The 5,390-nt window shown below is 70.2% G+C and carries 4 protein-coding genes and 2 pseudogenes; 4 read left to right on the forward strand and 2 right to left on the reverse strand.

Annotation, left to right across the window (positions count from 1 at the left end):
- Positions 1-109: 109 nt before the first annotated feature.
- The 4 genes and pseudogenes from ACZ7G1_RS38775 to ACZ7G1_RS38790 all read left to right on the forward strand — a co-directional run.
- Positions 110-394 (forward strand): annotated as a pseudogene (locus tag ACZ7G1_RS38775) (transposase); the annotation flags it as partial.
- 61 nt (positions 395-455) lie between these two features.
- Positions 456-1,249, forward strand: a pseudogene (locus tag ACZ7G1_RS38780) (terpene synthase family protein).
- Positions 1,250-1,350: 101 nt separating this feature from the next.
- The gene (locus tag ACZ7G1_RS38785) at positions 1,351-1,884 is read left to right on the forward strand and encodes a hypothetical protein (protein ID WP_470880228.1); all 534 of its coding nucleotides are present in this window, start codon (positions 1,351-1,353) and stop codon (positions 1,882-1,884) included.
- Positions 1,885-2,067: 183 nt separating this feature from the next.
- Positions 2,068-3,159, forward strand: a complete 1,092-nt coding sequence (locus tag ACZ7G1_RS38790) for a polyprenyl synthetase family protein (RefSeq protein ID WP_470880230.1) — start codon at positions 2,068-2,070, stop codon at positions 3,157-3,159.
- A gap of 30 nt (positions 3,160-3,189) precedes the next feature.
- Here ACZ7G1_RS38790 and ACZ7G1_RS38795 read toward each other — a convergent pair whose 3' ends face one another.
- The gene (locus tag ACZ7G1_RS38795) at positions 3,190-3,693 is read right to left on the reverse strand and encodes a GNAT family N-acetyltransferase (RefSeq protein ID WP_470880232.1); all 504 of its coding nucleotides are present in this window, start codon (positions 3,691-3,693) and stop codon (positions 3,190-3,192) included.
- Positions 3,694-3,785: 92 nt separating this feature from the next.
- Entirely contained in the window at positions 3,786-5,165 is a 1,380-nt protein-coding gene (locus ACZ7G1_RS38800) for a glycosyltransferase (protein ID WP_470880233.1), read from the reverse strand.
- Positions 5,166-5,390: the final 225 nt, after the last annotated feature.

Consider the following 5,390-nt stretch of genomic DNA (forward strand, 5'->3'; position numbering starts at 1 on the left):
CAACACCCCCCCCCCCCCCCCCCCCCCCCCCGAACCCCCCCCCCCCCCCCCCCACCCCCCCCCCCCTCCCCCCCCCCCCCCCCCCCCCTCCCGCGCCCCCCCCCCCCCCCCCCCCCCACGGCCACGCAGGCTGTTCGCCGACCGGGGCTACGACTTCGACAAGTACCGCCGCCTGCTGTGGAAGCGTGGGATCAAGCCGCTCATCGCCCGTCGCGGCGTCACCCACGGCTCTGGCCTGGGCAAGACCCGCTGGGTCGTCGAGCGGACCTTCGCCTGGCTCCACCAGTTCAAACGCCTGCGCATCCGCTACGAGATACGCGCCGACCTTCACCAAGGACTGCTGCAACTCGCCTGCAGCATCATCTGCCTGAGACGACTCAGAACCTCATTCTGAAACGATCAGTTACTGGGGGTTCGCGTTCGACGACCTGTACTGCGACACCTTGCCCTGGGCCGTGGACACCGCGGGCTTCGCCGAGATGGCCGGACGCCTGCTCCGCATGCTCGAAACACCCGGCCACCCGCCCCGGAACGCCCTGCCGGTACTGCGTGCGCTCGACGACATCTCCGTACGCCTGGCCGACCTGGCCACGCCCGTGCAGCACCGGCGTTGGGTGCAGGCGCACCGGGCCTGGCTGTCGGGTGTCCTGTGGCAGATCGGCAACCGCAGCCGCGCGGTCATGCCGAACCTGGGCGATTACCTGGCGATGCGCGTCAACTCCGCGGGCGGGGAACCGGTCACCGCCCTGATGGAGGTCACCGAAGGCCCCGAGGTTCCTCCACACGAACACGACCACCCACCGTGCGCGCGCTTACGGAGATGGCACGCATGGTGGCCTCCCTCGACACCGACCTGCACTCCCACGCCAAGGACATCGCTCGCGACGAAACCTCCCAGAACATCGTCAACGTCCTGATCGCCCAGCACGGTTACGGCCGGCACGACGCGATCGAGGACGCCCTGACGCTCCGCAACCGGATCCTCGCCAGGTTCCTGACCCTGCGCGAGCGCGTCACTCCCTCCTGCCGTCCGCCCACCGCCGGCTACCTGAGCGGCTTGGGCCGGGTCGTACGGGCCAACCTCGACTGGGGCGTGGCCGTACCGCGCTACGGCCGCGGCTCCTGGACCGTCGACGACGGCCCCATCCCACAGGCAGGTCCCACCGCCGCCGGACACCAACCGTGGTCCGAGCCCTGGTCGATCGCGACGTGGTTCTGTGACGGACTCCCGAACGAGCTCCCGGACTAGCTCCCGGACGAGCTCCCGACTCGCGTCACCTGACCTGCACCAGCTCTCCTCTCCTCACCCTCTCCTCTCCTCATCCTCTCCTCGCACTGGAAGGATCAGCGATGCGCACCCGCCTCACCGCCCTCCTCACCACCTGGCTCCTCGGCCTGGCCTTGGTCGTCACAGGCCCAGCGCCCGCCGCGAACGCCGCCGTCGGCGACCTGACCTGCACCCTCAACGCCTCCTACCTCACCTTCAGCCCAGCTCTCCAGGCCGGCTCCACATCCACCGTCCATGGCTACGCCAACCTCACCGGTTGCGTCTCCTTAACCGGCCACAGCCAGCTCACCCGCGCCACCATCGACGCCACCGGCACCGTCAGTGCCGCCCCCGGCCTCAACCCCTGCAGCCTCATCCTCAAGATCCCCGTGTCCGGGCAGGTCACCTGGAACACGGGACAGACCTCCGACCTCGACGCCCAGCTCAGCACCGACCCCGCCCAACCCCCACTCGGCATCGGCATCGACCTCAAGACCGGCCCCCTCGCCGGCGACAAGGCCGCAGCCGTCGTCCCGACGCCGATCCCGAACCTCGACTGCGCCGTGACGGGCCTGCAGACCCTCACCGTCCCCGCCCTGGTCATCTCATTCATCTGAAATCCGACCACGATCAAGCGGCCGAGACGCCCGGGAACGGCGACCCATGCTGCCCTGGGCAGGCCTAGGTAGCCGCTACGAGACCCGTACGCCCCTGCGGCCCTGGCCGGCACCAGGGCCGCAGCGCTACCCCGGCGCTCCGCTGGACCCCGCGCGCAAACCGACGGTCGGAGGCGAACTCCCGTGCCGCTCGAACCCACTCCGGCCGATTCACTCGACCTGCCCGCATCGATGGCTCGCATCGAGTCGGTCCTGGCCGACTTCCTGCGTGAAAAGCGCCTGCAGACCGCAGAACTCGCCATGCCTCCCCAGCTCGTGGCCTCGTTGGCCCGGTTCCTCGCCGCGGGTGGCAAGCGCCTGCGCCCGCTGCTCTGCGTCCTGGGATGGCACGCAGCTGCGGGATGCGGCACGCCACCGGAGACCGTGCTGCGGATGGCGGCGGCGCTGGAGATGTTCCACGCCTTCTGCCTGATCCACGACGACGTCATGGACGACAGCACCACCCGCCGAGGCCAGCCCACCGTGCACCGGGACCTGGCCGACCAGCACACCCCTGGTCGCGGTACGGCGACGGCCCAGCGCTTCGGAACAGGGGCAGCCATCCTCGTCGGCGACCTCGCCCTGTGCTGGTCCGACGAACTCACCCACACCGCCGGCCTCACCGCCACCCAGCTCGACCACGTCCTACCTCTGGTCCACACCATGCGCACCGAGGTCGTCCACGGGCAGTACCTCGACCTCGCCTCGACCGGACACCCCTCCACAGACCTCCACCGGGCCCGGACGATCGCCCGCTACAAGACCGCCAAGTACACGATCGAGCGCCCACTCCACATCGGCGCCGCGCTGGCCGGCGGCTCCGCCGCCCTCGCCAAGACCCTGACTGCCTTCGCCATCCCCTTGGGCGAGGCCTTCCAACTACGTGACGACCTCCTCGGCGTATTCGGCGACCCGGAGGCAACGGGAAAATCCCAGCTCGAGGACCTACGAGAGGGCAAACACACGACCCTCGTCGCCTTCGCACTGCGCGCCGCCGCCCCACACCAGGCGCGCACACTGCACCAGATGCTCGGCGACCCGTATCTCACCGAGACCGACGCCGCCCACATCCGCTCCATCCTCCTCACGACCGGAGCCCGTGCCCAGGTCGAAGCCCTCATCAGCCGAAACCGCCAAGCCGCCCTCCGCGCCCTGGACACCGCCACCGACCTCGCAGCACCCGCGGCAGCGCCCTTGCGTCACCTGGTGGACGACGCCACGACCAGGAGCACATGAGCCCACCCGATCAGTACGTGAGACGACCCCTTACGCGTCGGGGTGCTCCGGCAGGGCGAGCCAGTCCGACCAGGAGATCTCGCGGCCCAGGAACCGTGGCTGCTCGAACGGCCAGTCGGCGGCGATCCACCGCGGCACCAGCTCGTCGAGGGCCTGCTCGACCTTGCTGTCCACCAGCTCGTCCACCACCCACCAGGAGATCTCGCCGTCCGCGCCGGCCCTCTCCGGTGGGTCGATGTAGACGCAGCCGAGCAGAGCGGTCTCCGCCGTGTCGAACAGCGCGTAGTTGAACGACTGGTGTGCGGCGATCTCCTTCTCGTGCCGCAGCAGGTCGGCCTGGTCGGCCTCATAGGTCATGGTGGCCGCGGGCCAGCCCCAGGCCGGGCCGTAGATGGTCCACAGCCGCTCGCGCGAACCCATCACAGCCGGATAGTCGAGTGGGGCGTCCGCCTCCCGGATCGGCCGCAGGTGATGACCGCCGCCGGGCAGCGGTACGAGGACGGGATGGACGAAGTCGTCAGGGAGCCAGCTCATGGCGCCCGACGGTAGCAGCGCGCGGCCGTCCGCTCCCTCCGGATTTTCCCGGTACACCGCCCAGTCCTTGTCCGGCAGGCTTCCCTGGCTCCTCAGGCTTCCTTGGCCACAGGGCCTCTGGTGGGGGCTTCGGCGTTGCGGCGGGTCTTGGCCCAGCCGTTGCGACCGCTGATCATGCGGCCTACCGCGCGCCAGGAGACGACGTACAGGAAGAGGAGGTAGAGGGGGTAGGCCAGTCCCCAGCCCAGGGAGCGCCAGAAGCCGGCGTCGGGTTCGCATTTGCGTCGGTAGAGGGGGCCCCAGATGACGAACTGTCCGAGGGCCATCGCCACGTAGAGAGCGATGCCGCGCCAGCCGCCGTCGCTGAGGTAGGTGACGGCGGCCTCGGGGTGGCGGAGGTAGGAAAGGCCGAGGGCGATCATCGGGATCGGGTAGAGGAGGGCGCCGAGGAGCTGGAGCCAGGGCTGGCTGAGGAAGAAGGCGAGCTCCAGGAAGCCGACGTTGGGGATCTTGTTGTTCCGCCAGATCGCGGGGATGTAGCCGAAGCACTGCATGACGCCCTGCGCCCAGCGGGTGCGCTGAGTGAGGAAGCGCTTGGTGTCGAAGAGCGCTTCCTGCTCCACGTAGGTGTCGGCGCAGAAGGCGTTGATCCAGCCGGCGAGCATCAGATGGATGCCGAGCTCGAAGTCCTCCAGGAGGCGGCCGGTCCAAGGCCGGCCGCGTTCGGCGTTGAGGTCGTCGAGGGCGGACATGCGGACGAACTGGCCGTTGCCACCGAGGCAGACGGTGCGCGAGGTCTTGCGCGCGTGCTGGAGCGCGGCCACGGGCGCGCGGAACTCCAGGTCCTGCATGCGGATGAGGAGCCGGCTGTAGAGGTTACGCAGAGCGCCCTTACCGCGGGCGGGCCGCTGTTCGTCGCGGTTCATCATCCGCACCTCGATCTGGACACCGCCGATCTCCCGGCGTCCGAAGAAGCGACGGGCGGCGACGTGGTCGAGGCAGCGTGGCGCGGGCCGGCCGTCGGCGTCGAACACACCGACGATCACACGGTCGCGGTCGACGGCCGGCGGGAGCAGCGAGCTGAGCGTGTCGTAGGCGGCGTTGAGCGCCTCGCCCTTGCCCAGGCGGGCGTTCGGACGCCGCCGCTGGACCAGGTGAACCCCAGCGTCGACCGCCGCGGCCTGGCGGACGATGTCGCCGGTGCGGTCCTCGGAGTCGTCGTCGATGACCCAGATGTGCGCCTCGGGGCAGGAGACGCGCAGGTAGGTGATCGTGTCCCCGATGACGGCTTCCTCGTCGCGACACGGCACGAACAGATGCCACTGATAGTCGCTCGCCCGTCCCTTGCGCCGCTTCCGACGCAGGAGGAGGGGCAGGACCAGCCCCAGGAGGTAGAGCGGGAAGAACACGCTCAGGATCAGGCTGAAGTCGGCCAGCAGACCCAGTAGACCGGAGGGCTCGGAGGACGTCACGGGGATTCCTGGTTCGGGAAGGGCGGGCGGTTGCTAAATGACGAGCGGTGGATCGGTGCGGCGGTGGAGTGGTGGATCGGTGTGGCGGTGGATCGGGGGAGTGGCCTGAGATGGCGGGGCCGGTCCGGTCCGGCGGGTCGGGTCCGGGGGGGGGGGGGGGGGGGGGGGGGGGGGGGGGGGGAGAGGGGGGGAGGGGGGAAGCCCTGCGCCCCGCTTCGGGGGGGA

Source organism: Streptomyces sp. NPDC037273, from assembly GCF_055603625.1.